The sequence below is a fragment of the Sporosarcina sp. FSL W8-0480 genome (assembly GCF_037963765.1).
In the GTDB taxonomy this organism is placed as follows: Bacteria; Bacillota; Bacilli; order Bacillales_A; family Planococcaceae; genus Sporosarcina.
Map to the genome: position 1 here is coordinate 2688591 of NZ_CP150166.1, position 19138 is coordinate 2707728.

Genomic DNA, 19138 nt, shown 5'->3' on the forward strand with positions numbered 1-19138 from the left:
CTTCATTGAATAGACGCTAACGCAAGTGTTTCGTTTCAATGTTAATTAACAAACTGGAAGAATTAGAGATTCTTCATTATTCTTCGGAGAGTTGACCGCTGAAGAGACACTGTACGCGTCCATTTGGTCTTTATCAAATGGCTTCAACAGATTCCCAAGGGATTGAATATCCATATTTCTTGGGTCTAACCAAATATGTTCATCCTCTTTTTTCAAAATGACAGGCATCCGATTATGAATCGGTTTCACCAACTCATTTGGTTCCGTCGTAATGGTGGTGCATGTATGGATCAGTTTACCGTCTGGCGATTTCCACGTTTCCCATAGTCCAGCAATCGCAAAAAGTTCATCGGTTTTCAACTTGATACGCATTGGTATCTTTTCATTCCCATTCCTTTGCCATTCATAAAATGAATCCGTCGGAATAATACAACGTTGTTTACTGAAGGCTTTTCGATAGCTTGGTTTTTCCGCTACTGTCTCTGCCCGAGCATTGATCATTTTGTAACCGATTTTTTCATCTTTCGCCCATGGTGGAATGAGCCCCCAACGTAAATGGCCCATACGATTTTTTTCTCCATCATTAATGATTGCTATAACTTGCTGCGACGGAGCAATATTATAGCTTGGATTATATTCACTTTCTTCAAAAGCGGCTTCAATTCGAAATCGTTCCATGATTTCATAATACGGGGCAAATAAAGTAAAACGACCACACATAAGAATTCTTCCTTTCTTTTGAGACTATTTTGTTAATCGTATCACGAAAATGCGATAGAATCATGATAGGTGTTATGAAAGGATGATTTATTTGAAAAGAACTTTGGTCATAAGTGATATTCACGGTGAACTGGATTTATTTGAAGAGCTTCTTAAACAAGTTAACTATGATCCTAATGAAGATCAACTAATCCTTTTAGGGGACTATATCGATCGTGGAGCTAATTCCATTGGAGTTCTCGATAAAGTAATCCAGTTGAAGGAAGCAGGGGCAATTGTATTAAAAGGCAACCATGAGGATATGATGGTTAAAGCAATGTTGACGGATGAAGAAAGAGCTTGGAAAAATTGGACGAACCGTAATGGCGGAAGCCAGACATTACAAAGCTATGGATTTTCGGAAGAGCAGTTTATCATAAAAGAAGACGAGCCTTTTGAGAAGCCATCCATACATTCCGACAAGTTGGATGAACATCTTCAGTTCATACAAAGCCTCGATTATTTTGTTGAAACAGATGATGTGATATTTGTGCATGCGGGCGTGCATCCGGATAAGTCCATTACTGATACGGATCCTTATGAACTTATTTGGATCAGGGATATTTTCCATAATGGATACTGTGGAGAGAAAACTGTAATTTTTGGCCATACGCCAACGAAGAATTTACATAAGGACAAGGACAAGCAGGACTACTCCGTCTACTTCGGTGACAATCGTATTATTGGTATCGACGGGGCGGCTGTCTACGGAGGACAACTGAATTGCTTGGAACTACCAAGTAGGACCGTGTATTTTGTTGAATCCGATAAGTTGAAAGAGATGAAAGAGGGAGAAATTCATGACAAACAAACCATATAAAGCATTGGTGACGGATCGAATCTTTTTCGGAGGAGTCGATGGAATTGAAGAGGTAATGGCTAACGAAAAGATTGATGTGATATATGACTTACGAGCAACTGTAAATGGCAAATTGCCGAGCGAAATCAGTGTCCATCAGCCTTTGTTGGATGATGCCGAATCACAGGACGACTCTATCCGCGAGGCTGTCGGTAAGGTGATGGAAGCTTACAAGGAAGGTAAAAACATCTACTTCCATTGCAATACAGGCAGAGGGCGCGGGGGCACCCTTGCAGCAGCAACTTTGCTTGAGTTAGGGAAAGCAGAAAACATTGAAGAAGCCGAAATGATGACTACAGCCATCCGACCGGAAACGAATATTAAACCTGCATTCAAGGAAGCTTTGAAAAGGTTATACAAGTAAAATGACTAAAGCCGGATTCAATTTGAATCCGGCTTTACATATTCATTCAATTCACACGACGTCTTCGGATTGTCATTATATACATGGCAAGGACTGCAAGAACTAACAGAACCGATAACAAATATACATTTTGGTATCCAAATTGGGATGCAATAATTCCTAATATAAAGGAACCGACGGCTAAACCAGCGTCAAACAACGTGAAAAATGTTGCTGTCGCATATCCGCTTCGAATATGAGAAGTCGACTGAATCGCCAGTGTTTGTAAACTTGGAACAAGCGCGCCATAACCAAGTCCGACACACGCTCCAGCAAGAAGGAAAGCCCATGCGGAATTCATAAATGCCAATAGGATAAGCCCGATGAAAAACAATAAGAATCCAGGTATTAGTATAAACGCTGGTCCTTTTTCATCGAATATTTTTCCAGTTAACGGCCTCGTCATGAGCATGACAGCTGCGAAAACGACGAAAAAGAAGCTTGCCAGTGAAAGCAATCCTTTTTCCTGTGCATAGATCGATAAATAGGATAGAACACTTGCATATGAAAAAGCGATTAAACTTGCCAACAATGCAATAGGAATTGCCTTCTTCTCGAAAAGATCATTCAGCGTAAAACGTTTTGACGAAGTAACTGCCCCCTCCACTTTCACATCCGGAATAAGAACAGCCACAACTGCACCTATCACCATGAGAATGCTCATTATGATGAATAATGCATCATACGAATAGGTCTGGATGATGAACAATGCGATAAATGGACCGACTACAACAGCCAAATTGGTAGACATGACAAAGTAGCCAAGACCTGCTCCACGCCTTGTCACAGGAACGATATCAGCCGCGAGTGAGCCCGCTGCTGTTGTAACGATACTGAACCAAACACCTTGGAAGAAACGTAGCGCAAGTAAACCTTCGAATGGAGTGATGAAATAGTAGAGGACGGTACAAATGAGGTAGAAGAATAAACTGATCCAAAGCATCCTTCGTTTCCCAACTATATCAAGCAACTTGCCTGAAAACGGTCGGACAATGATTGCGGATAGTAGGAAAATGGTCATCAGAAGACCCGCTTCTTCATCTGTTCGACTTAATGCGTCTTTTGCATAGAGCGGTAATGTAGAAACCAATCCATAAAACACGATGAAAACGGATAAATTAGTTAAAAATAAACTTATAAATGATTTTGTCCAAATCGGTTCCTTATTCAATGAATAACTCCCCTTCTTCATCATTAATCATACTTTTGTTAACTTATGTAACTAAATTATTATACTTCGCGTATCGAAATATGTAAAGAATTTTGTTTTAAAACAATAATAAAAACCGCAACCGTATCCTGGTTACGGTGCGGTTCACAATTAATTTGCTGAAGCTGTAATCTTTTGGTCCTTTGGCAATGCAAGTCCGACCAAACCGATGAAAGGTAAAAAGGAAGAGATAACCATCGTCGGGAAAATGCCAATACTGTCCATCAATGCACCGATCACGACTGCACCGATTGCGCCCATCCCGAAAGCCAGTCCTACCGTGAGTCCTGCCATCGTTCCAATTTTACTTGGAACAAGCTCTTGTGCATATATGACCGTAACTGAAAAACTAAGCATGATAAAGAATCCTATCAACGCCAACAATACACCAACTGCCCATAACGGCATATAGGGAAGCATTACACACAGAGGCAGCGGGACTATTAGAGAAAGCACAATTACATTTTTTCTACCGATACGATCCGCCATCGGTCCACCGAAAAATGTACCTGCCGCACCTAATGCCATGAATAAGAAGATGTATAGCTGCCCTTGTTCAATCTTCAAACCATAATCATCCATCAAATAAAAAACGTAAAAGCTTGTAACATTCGTAACGTAGAAAGATCGGGCAAAAATAATGATTAACAACAGTGTCAATGCAAAGCCAATTTGTTTTTTCGTCAATTCCCCGATGGAAGATAGTAAAACTTTTTTACGATTATTTTGCTTTTCCAAGTCCAACTGTTTTTTGTACCAGGTTGAAATTCTTGATAATATTATTATTCCAAGTGCTGCTACTACGATGAAAACAGCCGCACCCTTTTGCCCAAGCGGTACAAGAACAAACGCGCTGATCAAGGGAGCAAGAGCTTGTCCTGAATTCCCGCCGACTTGATATATCGATTGAGAAAGACCCCTTTTCGTACCTGCCGCAAGGAACGATACGCGGGAACCTTCCGGATGGAAGACCGCTGATCCAAAGCCTAATAAAATGACCGATACGAGTATCAGCCAATAACTTGGAGCAATCGCTAAACCAGCCATACCGATAAGAGAAAACATCATACCGATGGGGAGAGCATAAGGCATCGGTTTCTTGTCACTAAAATATCCAACAACCGGTTGAAGAACTGAAGCAACCATATTTAATGCAAAGAAAATAAAGCCAAGTTGGGTGAAACTTAATCCTCTTTCTTTTTCCAAGACAGGAAACATAGCCGGAATAACGGCTTGAAGCGTGTCATTCAGTAAATGACAGGCGCCAATTGCAAACATGATTGGATATACTGGGTTTGCGAGATTTTGCGTCTCTTTAGTTGAAGTCATATGTATCCCCGCTTTTTTTCATTAAAATCGACAATATGTATAGTATACAGCAACAATTTTCCAGTGCGAGTACTTTCTTCATTTTTTCCGTTTCAATTATCGTTTTAGGATATGAAATTTCCGGGTAGATTGAAGGTAAAGTATTCGAAAGGATTGACGTTAAAATGTCACTCTTTACTGATGTGTCGCTGATCGTTTTATTCCCCTCTACACTTCTTTTGTTGACGTTAGAAATTGTATTAGCCTCATACAAAGCCCTTTATCCAAGGTGGACAACCAAGCTTGCTCTTAGTAATTTGGTGTTAAATATATTATGGATGCTGCTGATTGTCTATTTGCTTATTAATCCTAATCTGATTCGGCCGTATCTTGCGGAGTCCTTGGGAAGGGTTTTTCAAAGATCACCGGAAGATATCACTACCCAAGTTTCTCTAATAGTCATGCTTGTGGGTCTCGGCTCGATTGCAACAACTATTATTGACTCCTTCATGGGCTTCAAACATCTCAGGACGGAAAGGATTAAGCAGTTATTCAAATGACATGAAAAAGGGATTGGATTCTTCTTGGAATCCAATCCTTTTTAGTCAATCCTCTCTACCTTTTTCGGTGCCGGCAACAACTACCGCTGCAGAAGCATCTCCAACAACATTCACTGTCGTACGCATCATATCTAAGATTCTATCAATCCCTGCAATAAGTGCAATTCCTTCAAGTGGCATATTGACAGAAGTCAATACCATCGCAAGCATTACCATTCCTGCACCCGGAACTCCAGCTGTTCCAATTGAGGCCAAAATCGTAATGAGAACAACTGTTAACAATTGCATAAACGAGAGTTCCAAACTATAGAATTGTGCGATGAATATAACAGCAACTCCTTGATAAATCGCAGTACCATCCATATTGACAGTTGCGCCTAATGGAAGGACAAAACTTGAAATCTTATTAGGGACGCCCAAGTTTTCATTCGTATTTTTAATGGTTACAGGCAATGTTCCGGAACTGCTACACGTACTAAATGCGACAAGCGCAGCCGGAGATATTCCTTTGAAAAAAGCTTTAGGGTTCATGTTTGAAAATGTTTTAACAGCGGTTGAATATACAAATACCGCATGCAGGATACAGGCGATATAAACTGCAAGAATCACTTTCACTAACGGCAATAGCACCGATAATCCGTATTGCCCGATAACCGGCGCGAGCAATCCTAAAATACCGATTGGTGCTACTTTCATAACAATCCCCGTTACTTTGTACATGATTTCAGCGAAACCTTCGAAGAACGCATATACCGGCCGTGCCTTTTCACCGACCAATGTAATGGCAAGACCAATGAACAATGCGAAGAAAATGATTTGCAACACATTGCCGGAAGATAATGCTGTAAATGGATTTTCAGGTACGATGTTCAATAAGGTCGTAATTGCACTTTGCGGCTCATTAGTTGCAGCTTCAGGTGCCACAAGTCCCTCTGATGAAACATCTACTCCTTTCCCTGGCGAAATAATAAATGCCACAGCAAGACCAATGACAATTGCAATTGCGGTAGTCACCAAATAATATGAAACCGTTTTGAATCCAATCCTACCTAATGCCTTCGGATTTGATGTACTCGCTACACCAACTACTAGTGTTGATAAAATGAGCGGTGCAATGATGAACTTAATAAGTCTTAAAAATAAATCCCCGAACGGCTTTAGAAAATTGATGGAGCTTCCGAAAACACTACCCAAAATAATAGCTAAAACGAAGGCGATGAAAATCTGCGTGACAAGATTAAACTTAATCTTCATTCCTCTCCCCTTTCTTTTGATTACTCCAATGCCACGTCAAAAAAACTGCTTATACCAACATATACAATTTGGGAGAACAACATGACCAAATAGTTAATTAATTTAAACTAACAAAAAAATCCCCCTCTCACATTTGTAAGAAGGGGCTGGAAATTGAATTAAATCCATCTACCAACGATTGGGTAATTGTATGTCTCCCCACCAAGGGCTTTTACAATACCAATAATAGGTACAATAATTGTCATCAAAATAAATACAATAAGCATCGGAATTCCAATAAGGAAAATGATTAATATTGCCGATATGAATATTAATGCACCCATTACCAATTGAAACAATAATGCCTGGATGGATAATCTTTTTATCTCCGAATCATCAATAACTAAATAAAGTACGAATGGGACTAAAAAAGGAGCAAAAAATGCGCTTGCATGTACTAACACTTTTAGACCAGTTTTTTCCATGAATGAAACCTCCTTTTATGCGAATCTATATTATTTTACGGATAAGAGATTAGGAAGTTTCGTTTTTCAACCCATTAATTCATCATATTTTTGATTTAGTTTTTTCACGTCAATATCTTGAATAATTTTATCGTCCAATTCATAACGATTTTTCAGCTCCAAAATCCGTCTTACACTTTCATCGAGCCTTTCCATGGATATAATTCCTGATTCCACGGCTTCCACTAACGTATCAAACGTGTCTATTTGATTTGTGTAATCCCCAGCTACTAATAAGAGGTCACTGCCTGCCATAAATGATTGAATAGCCGCTTCAGCCACTGAATACTCATTGACGATTGCACCCATTGTCAAATCATCAGTTATGACGACCCCATTATAATGCATTTCGTTCCGTAAAAGATCTGTAATGATTTTCTTTGATAATGAAGAGGGAAACTCTTTGTCCAACTCAGGAAAAAGTATATGGGCTACCATAATCATATCAACATTCTCATCAATCGCCTTTTCAAATGGCACTAACTCTGTTTCTTGAAGCTGCTGCAAGCTCTTTTGAATTACAGGCAATGATTTATGGGAGTCGATATGGGTGTCACCATGTCCCGGAAAATGCTTAACAACGGAGATGATTCCGTTATCGTTCATTCCTTTCCTAACAGACATCCCTAAAGAAGCTACCTTTTGAGGGTCGGAAGAGAAGGATCGATCCCCGATCACGGGGTTTTGTGGATTACTATTCACATCCAATACCGGGGCAAAGTTCATATTGTAACCGAATGCGTGAAGTAGTTCGGCAAGATAAACCCCTGTATCATAGGCAAATGATTCATTATTCTTTTGTCCGACCAAAGAGGCTGCCGGCAATTTTTTCAAGCCTGCTGGCACACGGGAAACTCGTCCTCCCTCTTCATCAACCGACAGAAATAATGGAATTTTATTTCCTTCATTCGCCTTTTTACTTTCGTTCAATATTTGTACGATGCCGGAAGGTGTAGAAATATTTTTTCCTAATAAAATAATTCCTCCAACTTTGCGTTGGCGGATAAGACGCTCAATATCGCCATTGAATGTTTTACCCGACATACCGACCACTAATAATTGCCCTACCTTTTCCTCTACGGACATTTCTTCCATCATTAAATCGATTCCGGAAAACTCCACTTCAACTGTATCCGAAACCGATTGTCTTTCAGTGAAGTCCGGAACCGGCTGAAGATCCGTTTCAACATTCAATTTAGAACAGCCTGTAAAAAGAAAAAGGGAAAGAACGATTATCCAGCCCATTTGCTTCATCGTCATTCCCTCCTATCTATTTCCAAATTTCCTTCGCACGGTCAAGTGTGTCTATTGAAATACGTCCTTTTAACATCGGGGGCGGACAATGTTTATTATGTTCCGCAATTTTTTCATTTACTTTTCCGATTCTTTCTTCCAGATCTGCCCGTTCTCCGCTCATTCTAGCCCTATCGATTTCATATACCATATCACGAATCTCATGCTGTAATTTCAACCAATGCGGTTTATATCCAGCATCTTTCGCGATGCGTTGAAAATGTTGGTAGGTGTCACCTGAAAAATATTCCTTCGGTAGTGGTTTTCCGAATCCTTTCAGGTTTTCCATACCGCCTTCATCCGACTTCTTTTTAAGCATATCACCGATCAGGTCATTATATGGTGGCATTGAATTATTATCTGACATCTTGCTCCCACGCTTTCATCAGATTTTCATGATATCATTTTTTCCAGATGTATAATCGAGTTTCATCTGCTCAAGTTCAAGCTTCATTTTTTCCGTCTCAATGATGAAATTCTGCTGCTTCACTTTCTCGAGTTCGATTTCATCACGAACCATATCAGCTCTGAATTTCAATGTTTTTCGCTTATAATCCGTAATAATTGCAGTGATTGGAACACACATGACAATCCCGACAATTAAAATACCTGTAATGTAACCCATTCCTATGTTTCCCTACCCTTCTCTCAGATCACACACTCACCTATTCTTAAACTTTCATGACATCATTTTTATCTGATGAATAATCAAGCTTCATCTGTTCCAATTCAAGTTTCATTTTTTCAGTTTCAATAATGAAATTCTGCTGCTTCAATTTCTCTAATTCAAGCTCTTCCCGAACCAATTCAGTTTTGTATCTAAATGTCTTTTCCCGATGTTCAGTTATGATCGCTACTATTGGAACAACCATTACAACTGCTACTATCCAGAATCCAATCATCGTTTTCCACCTTTCCTTTATTCTTTCAGTCCATCGCAGCTTCCATACCTACTAATACGGAATTACTTTCTAAAGGTTTCGTCTTCTTTTACTTTGTGATAAATGTAGCTGGCATAACAACTCCAACCACTTCACCGGTTGCGCAAAGAACTTCTCCCGCATATACCTCTACGTTCACTTTCCATTTCTTCGGATGGATCTCCTCAACCGTCCCTACAGCCTTCAACATAACCCCTTGTGGTGTCGGCTTCAAATAGTTTACATTCAAGGAAGCGGTTACAAAACGTGGAACCTCAGCCCCGTCCCCAGGTTCATGTCCATTCTTACGATGTAACGCCAATGCGCAAGATCCGGTTCCATGACAATCTACTAGGGATGCAATAACCCCTCCATATACGAAACCTGGTATCGCTGTATGCTTTTCCGAAGGCTCATAATATGTAACCGTTTTTTCTCCATCCCAGCCTGTCCGGAAATGATGTCCGTCCTCATTTAATCGTCCACATCCATAACACCAAGCAAAATCATCAGCATATCCATCTTGTATTGCATTTACCATCTTAGTAGTCATATCTCTCATCCTCCCTTAATTCACTATAGTTAGAATACTATTATAACATCTAATTCAACATTGTTAATTTTTCTTTCCCTTATAACATAACATGAGTACTAATCCACATGAGCGACGTCTGCGTATACTATAGAAACAGTGACTGGAGGAATTGAATATGAGAATGCGAGCCGTATTGCTCATTGCGCTCTTAATCGGAGGAACTTATGCAATGCTTGAGTCCATAAATGATTATTATGAAAAAAGTTTTAATGAATTATACGAAGCCATGAATGCTGATTTCGATTCGCTCACCTTCAATAAACCCGCAATGAATGGATCCCCTGCGGAAACTTGGAAAGTCAAAGATGAACTCGAAGTGGATGAATTGCTTAACTTTCTGCAAAAATACAGTGTAAAAAAAATCAAATCAGAGGACGTTAATTCTTACGGTTCTCTTGATGAGTTGTCAATTAGTTTACAAGACTCAGAAGGGAATAGCCTGACAATTATAGTTGCAGAAAACCTTATTATCCAAAACTCGATCAATTATTATGAGATTATTGATGGACCTCTTGATATGAATTGGATCGTTCGTTTTATTGTCAGTAATAAATGATAAAGGCTCATTAAAATCATACATTTACGCATAAACTATTAAATTCACGCATAAGTAGCCTTAATCACGCATAAACTACCCGAAAAACTCATAATTGCACTTAAAAGCGCATAAAAGCTGCCAAAGACGCATAAATTTTTTGTTGCATCTATGCAGCTTCAGCGCTTGCAAACGATTATTTACCTTGTGATTTATATTGAAGTATCATCGACTTAATCATAGGATTTAGATTTTCCGGAAGTTCTTGCAGGTTAAAATAACCGACTTCCAATGTCTCTATTCCGTCAGACTTCAAATTCCCGCCACGAATATCCCTCGACACATACACGAGCGTAACTGAAAAATACTCATGCCCATTTTTCAATACCGTATGGGTATGCGCGCCCGAGACAACTGTTACAAGGTCCAGCCTCCCGATTTCAATCCCCGTCTCTTCAAGCACTTCTCTTCGACCTGTTTCTTCAGCGGATTCACCTAACTCCATGAAGCCTCCAGGAATTCCCCATCGGCCATCCAAATTCCGTTGTAAAAGGATCTCCCCTTTTTCATTGAACACCCCTACGCCAACCCCCGTAAGCAATAACGGCCGATTCCCGACAACTTCCCTAATATCTTCTATATAACCCATAATTATATCCCCCTATTTCCCCTCTAAATTAAGCCTGAACTCCCTGATAAACGTACGGAATCGAGGTTTCCAACAACCTTTTTATCCCGCCTTCATAATAAGGGAGCTCTTCATCCGCTTCATCGAGATCCTTCCACTGAACATCCAAAATTCCGTCTTTATCCTGTATAGCAACTTCTCCACCAATCAATTCCGTACTGAATGTAAAAAATAAAACATGATTATTTTCCTTCTGCCTAAACGTCTCATTCACCGCAAGCAGCTTCCCAATCTCAACCGTCAGCCCAGTTTCTTCCCACACCTCACGGATTGCCGCTTGTTCCAATGTCTCCCCTTTCTCCACTCCCCCTCCCGGCAACGTCCAATTATTATATTTCTTGTTCTTCACCATAAGAACTTTTCCTTCTTTGAAAATCAATGCATACACAACATCCACACGATTCATTAGTAAAATCCCCCATTTCGTTTATACTAAAATAATAGCTTATCGATGGAGGTCATAACAATGGAATTCAAAAATATCAATGAACAAATTATTCAAAAGTATAAAGAGGACGAAACACTCATGATTCGATTATTCGTTCAATGGTGTAAAAATCATGACCTTGATCCCAACGCCCTTTACAAAAAAGCATATCCATACCAAGTGGAAAACGAAGCATTAAAGAATGTCATCGAAACTGATGATGGCTTTGATGAATTTCACATTGATAATGAAACTATCTTAGATGTCCTTCAGCTTTTTGGAAATGAAGATTTGGCGTTTGTTGTATCCGATGAAATTCAACTTTTACAAAGAAAAAAATAAATTTGCTGAAATTGCCATTCATTTTTACTTTTCTATTAGTTTACTATATACTATAATTAGTTCGACTACCGTAATATTAAAAGGGAGAGATGATGAATGGTTAAAAGTTTACCACCACGTTCAGAAGTAAAAATCGAAGAAACATGGAATTTGGAAGACCTCTTTAAAACCGAAGACGACTACAATGCTGCACTTGTCCAACTTGAAAGCGAAGTCACTTCCTTTGAAGAACGTTTCAAAGGCAAAATGACAGATGAAACAGCAGTTCTTGAAGCATTAGATGGATACGCATCCATCATGGGCAAAATGACACCGATTGGCACATACCAAAGCCTATCACTTAGCGTAGACCAAACAAATGACGAATCACAAATGCGATCAAGCAAGTACAGTTCTATCTCTTCTAAACTTGGAAGTAAACTTTCATTCTTCACAAGTGAACTTTCCGAAGTTTCCAGTGAAATCCTTGAAAAAGCTAAAGAAAAATCTTCGGAATACAAAAATTATATCGAAGAACTGATTCGACAAAAGCCATACAAACTTCATCCAGAAGTTGAAAAAACATTGGCTGCATTCTCTTCCGTCTTAAATGCTCCTTATGGCATTTATAATACGACGAAATTAGTCGACATGAAATTCGATGATTTCGAAGTGAACGGGGAGCAATTCCCTCTAAGCTATACTACTTTTGAAGGTGGATGGGAATCCGAAGTTGACACAGAGAAAAGAAGAGCTGCATATGACGCATTCCATGCAAAATTAAGAGAATACCAACATACGACTGCAAAAGCATACGACACGCATTTGCAAAAGGAGAAAACAACTTCCGACCTTAGAGGACATGACAATGTTTTCGATTATCTTCTGTTCAACCAAGAAGTTGACCGCTCCATGTATGACCGTCAAATCGACTTGATCATGGAAGGCCTTGCACCGCATATGCGTAAATATGCAAAACTTCTTCAAAAGGTTCACGGACTTGATGAAATGACATTCTCTGATTTGAAGATTCCTTTGGATCCAAATTATGAGCCAAAGATTACAATTGAAGAATCCAAGAAATACATCGATGATGCCCTATCAATCATGGGTGAGGATTATATCAACATGGTTGACCGTTCCTATAAAGAGCGTTGGACAGACTTTGCTCAAAACGTAGGAAAATCTACAGGAGCATTCTGTTCAAGCCCGTATGGCGTGCATCCATATATCTTGATTTCCTGGACAGGCAGTATGGAAGATGTCTTCGTTTTAGCGCATGAGCTTGGACATGCAGGACATTTCTATAACGCGCATCAACACCAAAACATTTTCAATTCACGTCCTTCGATGTACTTTATCGAAGCTCCATCAACGATGAATGAAATGCTTGTGGCGAACCACCTGCTATCCAATTCGGATGATCCGAAGTTCAAACGTTGGGTCATTTCGTCCATCGTTGCACGTACGTATTACCATAACTTCGTTACACATTTACTTGAAGCGGCATACCAACGTAAAGTGTATGAGCGTATCGATGCAGGCGGCAGCGTAAATGCCAACGTATTGAATAACTTGAAACGCGGTGTATTGGAAGAGTTCTGGGGCGATGACGTGAAGATCAATGAAGGTGCAGAATTGACTTGGATGCGCCAGCCTCACTACTACATGGGCTTGTATCCATACACATACAGCGCAGGATTGACGATTTCAACACAAGTATCCAAGCGTATTCTTTCTGAAGGTCAACCGGCTGTAGACGACTGGTTGAAAGTACTTCAAGCAGGTGGTACAAAATCTCCTGCTGAACTTTCAAAAATGGCAGGCGTTGATATTACAACGGAACAACCATTGAAAGATACAATCGCTTATATCGGCGAATTGATCGATCAGCTTGTCGAATTGACTGATGAAATCGAAGCAGCGCAAGTGAAATAATTTATCGAGATAAAGCTGTCCCTTCCTTTTTTAGGGACAGCTTTTTCATTGTTCCATTGTCATTCATGTTACCTTCGGATATGATAATACATATATTATTCTATTGAAATGAGGGGTTCTTTTGCCTTCCACACAATCCAATTGGTACGTACGCCTTGGCTGCCTGGCACCGATTATAGGAACCATTGCCCTTTTCACCCTTGTTAGGCAAGATCGATTGCTTCCTGCTTTTATTTTTTTCGCAATCTTTTTTGGATTCGCAGCCCTATTCCTGTCTTTAGCAACACGTACCGAAAACAAACTAAAAGCAAAACAACTTGCACATCTTGAAACATATAAACCAAAAAGATCAACCTATCATGAAACACATGCATTCGTTTCTGATGACCTTCTCTCAAAAATTGCCATCGATGAACGAAACCGTAGAATTCATTTTTGGGAACCCTCTTTGCTTGCTGATGGCAAGCGAGTATCCAAGGCTTATTTAAAAATGCCTTATGAAATCTTTGACTATTCTTATGACCAGTTATTGGCCATAGAAACGTACGAAAACGGAATCCGGAAAAAAGTTATTTTTAATGAGGCTGAAGGGACAAAGGACCGTCTTGAAGCGATAGGACAATCCCTCAATCCGGTGATTGATGAAAAAGTGTCATTAGCGAGAAAAGCAATCCTTCGTAAAACCGTTACGGTTGAAATGAAAATTGTAGTTGATAATGAAAAAAAGCCATTCCATATTATCCGTTTTTATTCGAATCTCGATAAACGGCTTAGAAAGGATTCTACTGAATACATAGGGGTGTATCGCAAAATGGATCATTGGGTGACACTTTTAACATATATTATGGATGATAAGCGAAGATATTAATGAAATCATGTTGCCGCCCTATTTTACTGGGGCGGCTTTTTCTATCCTCCTAAAATCATGTTGAGTTCGTTCTATTGCATATAGTAGAATGATAATAAATGGTATTCTGATGAATCCCAAAAATATGAAAACGGGGTTGTTCATATGATTTCAAATCGATTAAAAAACATGCCGCCTCACTTTTTCTCCGGATTGGTAAAGAAAGTGGAGGCTGCAAAGCAATCTGGTATGGACATTATCAATCTTGGAAGAGGTAATCCCGACCAACCAACACCCGATCACATTATTAAAGCCTTGCAGCAAGCCGCGGAACGTCCCGAAAATCATGGGTACTCTCCATTCAATGGTATTCCAGAATTGCGAAAGGCAGTTGCAGATTTTTATAAGCGGGAATACGGCGTGGACGTGAACCCTGATACGGAGGTTGCTATTTTAGGTGGTTCAAAAATAGGGTTAGTGGAAATTCCCCTTGCGATGATGAATGAAGGCGACCTACTCTTATTACCGGATCCGGGTTACCCCGATTATTTGTCCGGTGTTAGTCTTGCTAACATTGAGTATGATACGATGCCGCTTCTTAAGGAAAATGGGTTCATGCCAGACTTCTCTTCTATTGCGGATGAGTCGAAGCAAAAAGCTAAGATCATGTATTTGAACTATCCGAACAACCCTACAAGTGCTGTCGCAACCATTCCTTTTTTTGAAGAAGCTATTTCCTTTGCGAGAGAGAATGGAATATTTATTGTGCATGATATGGCGTATGGAGGGATTGGATTTGACGGAGTTAAGCCGATAAGTTACCTTCAAGCGGATGGAGCTAAGGAAATCGGAATAGAAATGTACACCTTATCGAAAACGTATAATATGGCTGGATGGAGGGTCGCCTTCGCAGTAGGGAATTCAAAGATGATTGAAGCCATAAGCAGATTGCAAAGTCAGCTGTTCATCGGAATGTTCCCTGGAATCCAACACGCGGCAATTGCAGCTTTAGGTGCAGATCAATCATGTGTGAGAGAACTGACGGCGCTATATGAGAATCGTAGAAATGTCTTGATAAGGGAATGTCAGCGTATCGGTTGGAACGTGGAAGCGCCGAAAGCCTCTTTCTTCGCCTGGTTACCTGTTCCTGAAGGCTATACGAGTGAATCATTTTCGGATATCCTTCTTCAACAAGCAGGGGTGGTCGTTGCTGCAGGCAATGGCTTTGGTAAATATGGAGAGGGCTTTGTCCGTGTCGGATTATTAGAGAGTGAGGAACGGATTGCAGAAGCAGTCGGGAGAATTGAAGCTTTGGGGATATTTACAGCGAGCGAAGCGTGACTTACAAAAAGGCTGCCAACGATGGCGGCCTTTTTGTATGCTCATGGGGATGCTTTGTCTTGGGCGCGAAACGCATTTCTTGAGCGCTTGGCACAATTCTTGAGCGCATAATGAGAATCTTGAGCGCGGATACATTTTCTTGAGCGCGAAATGCTAATCTTGAGCGAAAAACGCTATTCTTGAGCGCTTGGCACAATTCTTGAGCGCATAATGAGAATCTTGAGCGCGGATACATTTTCTTGAGCGCGAAATTCAATTCTTGAGCGAAAAGTATAATTCTTGAGCGTATGGCACAATTCTTGAGCACATAATGAGAATCTTGAGCGCGGATACATTTTCTTGGGCGCATAATGAGAATCTTGAGCGCGAATACATTTTCTTGAGCGCGAAATGCTATTCTTGAGCACAAAACGCTATTCTTGAGCGCTTGGCACAATTCTTGAGCGCAAAATGCTAATCTTGAGCGAAAAGTACAATTCTTGAGCGCGAATACACTTTCTTGAGCGCGGATACACTTTCTTGAGCGCAAAACACAATTCTTGAGCGCAGCATATGCCTCCCCCTTATTTCTGAAATCCAATATGAATCGAATCAGCAATATGCTTATATCCAATCTCCTTATAAATCTTATTAGAGGTAGGATTCATCATATCCGTATATAGAACACAGAAATTATACTCCTTTAATAGCTCCATGGAACCGCATGCCACCATCGTCCGAGCGTAGCCTTTCCTGCGCTCCTCTTTCGGTGTGAAAACTAATGAGACCGTGACACCATTCCTTGTCGGTCTTGATTTCTTCATCATTGAAACAACTTTTCCTTCATTTTCCCACAAGAATACCTCCTGCGATTCAATGAATTGCTTGACTATATCATTAACACGTTCAATTGGAGTCCGATTCAAATTCGCATCATCTTCAAACTTCGAATACCAGCTTACAACCAATGAATGATCGTCCATTGATGCATACCGCCAACTGCCCGGACTCATTTCAATTGTTTCATCAACCTGATCCAATCGATACAGCCCCTGATCCATTAAAAGTTTTTGCTGTTCCCCTGTGTATGCCGTCCATTTTTCAGCAAAAGCTGTCGCCCATTGCTTCAAACTAATAACCGATGTGACAGTGACCGCAGTCTCGTTAAGTTCCTGGATTATGAAATCGATCACTTCATCAATTTTACTTTCATCCACAATGACAAGGTTTACAGGATGTGGAGGAGTCATTTGCAGTAGCGCAAGCACCTCATCCCCTTCCATAATTGCAGCCATGAAAGGATTATCGTACTTCCCCGCCTTAATTGCCTGCAAAACGCCATAAAACAAACTAAAAACATCCTCTTGTTTTTCGACTACCGGTTCCGCAACCACTGCAAATCGCTTTGCATCATCAAATCGAATAAATTCCATTCCCCATCCCCCATTTCTTTTCCAGCATTATACAGCTTATTTATTGGACTGTCATCCTGTTTTTTGATTATTGTTTGAAATAGACTCTTCGTGATTCGATTGGAAAGCGTCCGCCTGGAACGGAAATCAACAGTTTTACTCAATATAAAAAGAACATGCAACATAGCATGTCCTTCACAATATGTAATCACTATTCACTTCACCACAACATCGGCTTTTGAACCATTAACCAAAGCATGATGAGCATTAGCCCAATATAAATCCATGAAGTCCGATTTAGTACAGTAAGAATTTCTCCTTTATCACTATCCGGAAGATGATACCTTCTTAACACTCTCGTAAATCCGGTCGAAAGAAAAACGCCCGACAATAGCATCACGGCAAGTGTAGCAATCACCCATGAAGTATACCAAGGCCATGGCCCAGTCAGAATAAGAAGCGCCCCCGACACGACTAACGCATGTCCTGCGTGCATGACAATTCGAATAATGACTTTGATGACCGATAAATAAGCGCTCTCAGATGAAGTGTCGACATTCCGCAGCCTTTTAATCGAAGGCATTAAAAGGAATAGCGGTCCGATTGAAAGGACTGCGGAGACGACGTGGACAAAGACGATTGTCCCGTACATGTATTTCATAACATTAGTTTGTAACCGGGCTGAATTCGTGTACCCACACGCTCATTTTTGGAAGCCAAGGCATATTTGGGTGTAAGGCTAAGATGGATTGTTTGTATTCTTCCATATTGGTAAACCCTTCTTGGACCGCATGTTCATCGGTCATTTCGCCGAGAGTTTGCTTGTAGAGCTTATCAATTTTGAACTCCTTCCCATCCAAGATCATAATCTCGTCCGGATATGCATAGACTCCATTTCGTCTCGTAGCAGTTTTTTCCCCTCTTAACACCTTTTGTACATCTTCAGGTACTGTAACAAGACGTTCAATTGAGCACGACTTTTCTGGTAGTTCATTCACACTGCATCGCTCCTCTTCTTAATCTACTTCTATCATAGCGATTTCACGCTATTTTATCCAATGAAAACGGGTGATTCCTATCCCATTTCACATTTCAGTCATACTTTTGTTGAGTTACTGAACTTCAAACGTAAACTCTTCATGTTCATGCAAACCATTATCATCTTTTACATGAATTTTAACTGTATATGTTCCTGCATCAGCGAAACTATGAGAGGCAGTGTATTCACCAGCTTTCAATTCAGTCGCATCAATCCATAAATGCTTTTCACCAAGGCTATCGCCCCATACTTCGTAGCGAACATTCGCGTTTTCAAGAGGTTGTCCGTCGATTTGCAAATGAGTCATCATTTCAGTGTCGGTTCCAGCTTTTGCATGCTCAGGCTTTACGAAATGAAGGGAAAAACCATCTGTCTGGCCATGCTCATGACCTTCTTCAGCGTGCTCATCATCATGTCCTTCGGAATTAGGACCTTCACCAATTATCACTTCTTTAACGGGCATCGAATGCAAACGTTTAGCATCGACATGGACTTGGATATGATAAAGTCCATCCTTTTCAAATATCGTTTCAGCTGTATATAAACCGTTTTTTTCATTAACCGAGTCAATCATGATAGAATCGTCCTTCATACCATCTTCCCATACTTCATATACGACTTTATCTGCATCTTCGACCTTTTCTCCACCATATGTGACAAGGGCTTCCATTTTCACGGTTTCCCCCACTTCAGCATGTTCAGTGACGGAAAGTTCGACAAGAAGCGGTAGGACTTCCATCGAAGAGCCGTCGTCTGCTTCTTTTCCACAGGCGGATAAAACCATTAACCCTAAAATCACTAATAGCGCTCTAACATTTTTCTTCATCATCATGCCTCCAGTTTTTTTACTTAACGTTTTAAATTTTCTTCAGTATGATAGTATCAATCAATTAAGAAGTAATTATGAAGTACTTCTTCATAAGTATTTCACAACAGTTTCCTATTAT

Annotated in this window: 25 protein-coding genes; 8 read left to right on the forward strand and 17 right to left on the reverse strand. The window is 40.2% G+C overall.

Features of this window, described 5'->3' with window-relative positions:
- Positions 1-45: 45 nt before the first annotated feature.
- Positions 46-720 (reverse strand): SOS response-associated peptidase, encoded by a 675-nt coding sequence (locus NSQ43_RS13870; RefSeq protein ID WP_339251118.1) that lies wholly within the window; start codon positions 718-720, stop codon positions 46-48.
- 91 nt (positions 721-811) lie between these two features.
- Between NSQ43_RS13870 and NSQ43_RS13875 the strand changes: the two genes are divergently transcribed.
- Together NSQ43_RS13875 and NSQ43_RS13880 are read left to right on the forward strand one after the other, a co-directional pair.
- Positions 812-1579: a metallophosphoesterase family protein gene (locus tag NSQ43_RS13875; RefSeq protein WP_339251120.1), complete on the forward strand. Its 768-nt coding sequence runs from the start codon at positions 812-814 to the stop codon at positions 1577-1579.
- A complete protein-coding gene (locus NSQ43_RS13880; protein ID WP_339251122.1) occupies positions 1560-1982 on the forward strand; it encodes a dual specificity protein phosphatase family protein in 423 nt (140 codons plus the stop codon). The genes NSQ43_RS13875 and NSQ43_RS13880 overlap by 20 nt, the downstream gene beginning before the upstream one ends.
- A gap of 46 nt (positions 1983-2028) precedes the next feature.
- Here NSQ43_RS13880 and NSQ43_RS13885 read toward each other — a convergent pair whose 3' ends face one another.
- Entirely contained in the window at positions 2029-3192 is a 1164-nt protein-coding gene (locus NSQ43_RS13885) for an MFS transporter (RefSeq protein WP_339251123.1), read from the reverse strand.
- A 150-nt stretch (positions 3193-3342) separates the two neighbouring features.
- Positions 3343-4560, reverse strand: a complete 1218-nt coding sequence (locus NSQ43_RS13890; protein WP_339251125.1) for an MFS transporter — start codon at positions 4558-4560, stop codon at positions 3343-3345.
- 164 nt (positions 4561-4724) lie between these two features.
- Between NSQ43_RS13890 and NSQ43_RS13895 the strand changes: the two genes are divergently transcribed.
- Positions 4725-5099 carry a hypothetical protein gene (locus NSQ43_RS13895; protein WP_339251126.1) on the forward strand — a complete coding sequence of 125 codons (375 nt, stop codon included), beginning with the start codon at positions 4725-4727 and terminating at the stop codon, positions 5097-5099.
- Between the two features lie 45 nt (positions 5100-5144).
- Here the strand turns inward: NSQ43_RS13895 and NSQ43_RS13900 are convergent, their stop codons facing one another.
- From NSQ43_RS13900 to NSQ43_RS13930, 7 genes are all read right to left on the reverse strand, one after another.
- Entirely contained in the window at positions 5145-6353 is a 1209-nt protein-coding gene (locus NSQ43_RS13900) for a dicarboxylate/amino acid:cation symporter (protein ID WP_339251128.1), read from the reverse strand.
- A gap of 158 nt (positions 6354-6511) precedes the next feature.
- A complete protein-coding gene (locus tag NSQ43_RS13905) occupies positions 6512-6817 on the reverse strand; it encodes a DUF4870 domain-containing protein (RefSeq protein WP_283732519.1) in 306 nt (101 codons plus the stop codon).
- Between the two features lie 66 nt (positions 6818-6883).
- Positions 6884-8110, reverse strand: coding sequence for a beta-N-acetylhexosaminidase (nagZ, locus tag NSQ43_RS13910; RefSeq protein WP_339251131.1), 1227 nt, complete (start codon positions 8108-8110; stop codon positions 6884-6886).
- 16 nt (positions 8111-8126) lie between these two features.
- Complete coding sequence (locus NSQ43_RS13915) at positions 8127-8516, reverse strand: DnaJ family domain-containing protein (protein ID WP_339251133.1); 390 nt, start codon at positions 8514-8516, stop codon at positions 8127-8129.
- Positions 8517-8534: 18 nt separating this feature from the next.
- A complete protein-coding gene (locus NSQ43_RS13920) occupies positions 8535-8774 on the reverse strand; it encodes a hypothetical protein (protein ID WP_339251135.1) in 240 nt (79 codons plus the stop codon).
- 46 nt (positions 8775-8820) lie between these two features.
- Positions 8821-9051: a hypothetical protein gene (locus NSQ43_RS13925; RefSeq protein WP_339251137.1), complete on the reverse strand. Its 231-nt coding sequence runs from the start codon at positions 9049-9051 to the stop codon at positions 8821-8823.
- Positions 9052-9139: 88 nt separating this feature from the next.
- Positions 9140-9622, reverse strand: coding sequence for a PaaI family thioesterase (locus tag NSQ43_RS13930; RefSeq protein WP_339251139.1), 483 nt, complete (start codon positions 9620-9622; stop codon positions 9140-9142).
- Positions 9623-9779: 157 nt separating this feature from the next.
- Here NSQ43_RS13930 and NSQ43_RS13935 point away from each other — a divergent pair, with 157 nt between their 5' ends.
- Positions 9780-10220, forward strand: a complete 441-nt coding sequence (locus NSQ43_RS13935) for a hypothetical protein (RefSeq protein ID WP_339251141.1) — start codon at positions 9780-9782, stop codon at positions 10218-10220.
- A 175-nt stretch (positions 10221-10395) separates the two neighbouring features.
- Here NSQ43_RS13935 and NSQ43_RS13940 read toward each other — a convergent pair whose 3' ends face one another.
- Both NSQ43_RS13940 and NSQ43_RS13945 read right to left on the reverse strand, forming a co-directional pair.
- Entirely contained in the window at positions 10396-10848 is a 453-nt protein-coding gene (locus NSQ43_RS13940; RefSeq protein ID WP_339251143.1) for an NUDIX hydrolase, read from the reverse strand.
- A gap of 28 nt (positions 10849-10876) precedes the next feature.
- Positions 10877-11293 carry an NUDIX hydrolase gene (locus NSQ43_RS13945; RefSeq protein WP_339251145.1) on the reverse strand — a complete coding sequence of 139 codons (417 nt, stop codon included), beginning with the start codon at positions 11291-11293 and terminating at the stop codon, positions 10877-10879.
- A gap of 60 nt (positions 11294-11353) precedes the next feature.
- Between NSQ43_RS13945 and NSQ43_RS13950 the strand changes: the two genes are divergently transcribed.
- The 4 genes from NSQ43_RS13950 (at position 11354) to NSQ43_RS13965 (ending at position 15761) form a co-directional block, all read left to right on the forward strand.
- Positions 11354-11656 (forward strand): hypothetical protein, encoded by a 303-nt coding sequence (locus tag NSQ43_RS13950; protein WP_339251146.1) that lies wholly within the window; start codon positions 11354-11356, stop codon positions 11654-11656.
- 96 nt (positions 11657-11752) lie between these two features.
- Positions 11753-13573: an oligoendopeptidase F gene (gene pepF / locus NSQ43_RS13955; RefSeq protein ID WP_339251148.1), complete on the forward strand. Its 1821-nt coding sequence runs from the start codon at positions 11753-11755 to the stop codon at positions 13571-13573.
- Positions 13574-13694: 121 nt separating this feature from the next.
- Complete coding sequence (locus NSQ43_RS13960; RefSeq protein ID WP_339251150.1) at positions 13695-14441, forward strand: hypothetical protein; 747 nt, start codon at positions 13695-13697, stop codon at positions 14439-14441.
- Positions 14442-14585: 144 nt separating this feature from the next.
- On the forward strand, positions 14586-15761 hold the full coding sequence (locus tag NSQ43_RS13965) for a pyridoxal phosphate-dependent aminotransferase (protein ID WP_339251151.1): 1176 nt from the start codon (positions 14586-14588) through the stop codon (positions 15759-15761).
- Position 15762: 1 nt separating this feature from the next.
- Here the strand turns inward: NSQ43_RS13965 and NSQ43_RS13970 are convergent, their stop codons facing one another.
- From NSQ43_RS13970 to NSQ43_RS13990, 5 genes are all read right to left on the reverse strand, one after another.
- Complete coding sequence (locus tag NSQ43_RS13970; RefSeq protein WP_339251153.1) at positions 15763-16374, reverse strand: hypothetical protein; 612 nt, start codon at positions 16372-16374, stop codon at positions 15763-15765.
- Complete coding sequence (locus NSQ43_RS13975; RefSeq protein WP_339251155.1) at positions 16325-17173, reverse strand: GNAT family N-acetyltransferase; 849 nt, start codon at positions 17171-17173, stop codon at positions 16325-16327. Before NSQ43_RS13975 ends, NSQ43_RS13970 begins: the two co-directional genes overlap by 50 nt.
- A 199-nt stretch (positions 17174-17372) precedes the next feature.
- Positions 17373-17804 carry a hypothetical protein gene (locus NSQ43_RS13980; RefSeq protein ID WP_339251157.1) on the reverse strand — a complete coding sequence of 144 codons (432 nt, stop codon included), beginning with the start codon at positions 17802-17804 and terminating at the stop codon, positions 17373-17375.
- Between the two features lie 13 nt (positions 17805-17817).
- The gene (locus NSQ43_RS13985; protein WP_339251159.1) at positions 17818-18150 is read right to left on the reverse strand and encodes an ASCH domain-containing protein; all 333 of its coding nucleotides are present in this window, start codon (positions 18148-18150) and stop codon (positions 17818-17820) included.
- A gap of 114 nt (positions 18151-18264) precedes the next feature.
- Positions 18265-19017, reverse strand: a complete 753-nt coding sequence (locus NSQ43_RS13990) for a FixH family protein (protein WP_339251161.1) — start codon at positions 19015-19017, stop codon at positions 18265-18267.
- Positions 19018-19138: the final 121 nt, after the last annotated feature.

Excerpts from the sequence above, each read along its gene's own strand:
- NSQ43_RS13920 (WP_339251135.1), bottom strand. The coding sequence starts at position 8,774 with ATGGGTTACATTACAGGTATTTTAATTGTCGGGATTGTCATGTGTGTT.
- NSQ43_RS13975 (WP_339251155.1), bottom strand. The coding sequence starts at position 17,173 with ATGGAATTTATTCGATTTGATGATGCAAAGCGATTTGCAGTGGTTGCG.
- NSQ43_RS13895 (WP_339251126.1), top strand. The coding sequence starts at position 4,725 with ATGTCACTCTTTACTGATGTGTCGCTGATCGTTTTATTCCCCTCTACA.
- NSQ43_RS13880 (WP_339251122.1), top strand. The coding sequence starts at position 1,560 with ATGACAAACAAACCATATAAAGCATTGGTGACGGATCGAATCTTTTTC.
- NSQ43_RS13925 (WP_339251137.1), bottom strand. The coding sequence starts at position 9,051 with ATGATTGGATTCTGGATAGTAGCAGTTGTAATGGTTGTTCCAATAGTA.
- pepF (WP_339251148.1), top strand. The coding sequence starts at position 11,753 with ATGGTTAAAAGTTTACCACCACGTTCAGAAGTAAAAATCGAAGAAACA.
- NSQ43_RS13940 (WP_339251143.1), bottom strand. The coding sequence starts at position 10,848 with ATGGGTTATATAGAAGATATTAGGGAAGTTGTCGGGAATCGGCCGTTA.
- NSQ43_RS13980 (WP_339251157.1), bottom strand. The coding sequence starts at position 17,804 with ATGTACGGGACAATCGTCTTTGTCCACGTCGTCTCCGCAGTCCTTTCA.
- NSQ43_RS13870 (WP_339251118.1), bottom strand. The coding sequence starts at position 720 with ATGTGTGGTCGTTTTACTTTATTTGCCCCGTATTATGAAATCATGGAA.
- NSQ43_RS13950 (WP_339251146.1), top strand. The coding sequence starts at position 11,354 with ATGGAATTCAAAAATATCAATGAACAAATTATTCAAAAGTATAAAGAG.
- NSQ43_RS13915 (WP_339251133.1), bottom strand. The coding sequence starts at position 8,516 with ATGTCAGATAATAATTCAATGCCACCATATAATGACCTGATCGGTGAT.
- nagZ (WP_339251131.1), bottom strand. The coding sequence starts at position 8,110 with ATGAAGCAAATGGGCTGGATAATCGTTCTTTCCCTTTTTCTTTTTACA.
- NSQ43_RS13990 (WP_339251161.1), bottom strand. The coding sequence starts at position 19,017 with ATGAAGAAAAATGTTAGAGCGCTATTAGTGATTTTAGGGTTAATGGTT.
- NSQ43_RS13945 (WP_339251145.1), bottom strand. The coding sequence starts at position 11,293 with ATGAATCGTGTGGATGTTGTGTATGCATTGATTTTCAAAGAAGGAAAA.
- NSQ43_RS13900 (WP_339251128.1), bottom strand. The coding sequence starts at position 6,353 with ATGAAGATTAAGTTTAATCTTGTCACGCAGATTTTCATCGCCTTCGTT.
- NSQ43_RS13890 (WP_339251125.1), bottom strand. The coding sequence starts at position 4,560 with ATGACTTCAACTAAAGAGACGCAAAATCTCGCAAACCCAGTATATCCA.
- NSQ43_RS13905 (WP_283732519.1), bottom strand. The coding sequence starts at position 6,817 with ATGGAAAAAACTGGTCTAAAAGTGTTAGTACATGCAAGCGCATTTTTT.
- NSQ43_RS13935 (WP_339251141.1), top strand. The coding sequence starts at position 9,780 with ATGAGAATGCGAGCCGTATTGCTCATTGCGCTCTTAATCGGAGGAACT.
- NSQ43_RS13965 (WP_339251151.1), top strand. The coding sequence starts at position 14,586 with ATGATTTCAAATCGATTAAAAAACATGCCGCCTCACTTTTTCTCCGGA.
- NSQ43_RS13930 (WP_339251139.1), bottom strand. The coding sequence starts at position 9,622 with ATGACTACTAAGATGGTAAATGCAATACAAGATGGATATGCTGATGAT.